This window comes from Sphingobium sp. IP1 (assembly GCF_002708645.1).
GTDB classification, from domain to species: Bacteria; Pseudomonadota; Alphaproteobacteria; order Sphingomonadales; family Sphingomonadaceae; genus Sphingobium; species Sphingobium yanoikuyae.
Genome location: NZ_NOIW01000257.1, coordinates 1 through 1,047, shown reverse-complemented (window position 1 = coordinate 1,047; position 1,047 = coordinate 1). Strand labels below are relative to the sequence as shown.

The 1,047-nt window shown below is 62.5% G+C and carries 1 protein-coding gene; it reads right to left on the bottom strand.

From position 1 onward, the window contains the following. The coding region (locus CG471_RS29835; protein ID WP_099234667.1) for a transposase at nt 1–834 on the bottom strand (834 nt) is incomplete at its 3' end. Nucleotides 835–1,047 lie beyond the last annotated feature (213 nt).

The window sequence follows — 1,047 nt, the reverse complement described above, 5'->3', positions numbered from 1 at the left end:
TGGTTTGCCAGCTGCGAGGAGTTTGTCGCGGAAGTCAGCGAGGCTTGGGTCGAAGCGCCGGGCGATGTCAGCGACGAGGAAGAGGATAGTTCGAATGGAGGCGCGGCCACCGCGAGTTCGCCTTTTGCCGGATCTGGCGCCGCTGTCATTTGCGATGGGAGCGAGCCCGACGAGCTTGACGATAGCCTTGTTTGAGAGGGTGCCCAGTTCGGGCAGATCGGCGATCAGATAAGCGGTAGTCCGATCGGCCAAGCCCTTGATTGAGCGGATGGTGCGATCAAAGGCGCGCCAGTGAGGATCGCTTGCGATGGACTGCGCGATCATGGCGCTGATGTCCTTTGCCTGTCTGGCGAACAGAGCCAGTGTTTCGCCGATCTGGGCCAGGGCCAGCGGATCGGTCGTGGCTGATCGGCGCTGCTTCTGGACGATGATATCGTGCGTCACATGACGCAGCCGCGCGGTGAGTGCTTCAAGCTTGGCCTGTTGTGCGCTGGGCGGCGGCGTGGGGATGAGCTTGCGGGCATCAGCGAACCAGGCCAGCATCCGGGCGTCGATGCGGTCGGTCTTTTCCAGGCACCCCATCGCCTGTGCGAAGGCGCGGGCGTGACGCGGATTAACGATGGTGCAGGCGATGCCCTGCGCCCAGAGCTGGAGGAAGGCCAGCTTCTCGCATCCCCCGCTCGCCTCCAGCACGACCAGCCCATCATCACCGGCATGTTCCCACACGAAATCAGCGAGATCAGCGATGCCTTCGGCCGTGTTGGCACAGCGTATCGCATGATCCGGCGCGGTCCACGCATCCAGCCATGCCTTCGAACTATCGACTCCGATCATAATGTGCGTCACCTTGTACCTGCCTTGTCTGTGCGATTGGCAACCATCCGACTGTTCGGTCGCAGGGCAACAAGCAGGCCGATCCCAAACTCCCGACGGTCGAACGGACCTGAGGGGCAACGGGCGTCGACACTGCGGCCATGAGATCGGGTGGCCACCCGATCTCATGGTGCCAGGTCATCCTCATGACCTCAGGCACAGATACAAGGGGCA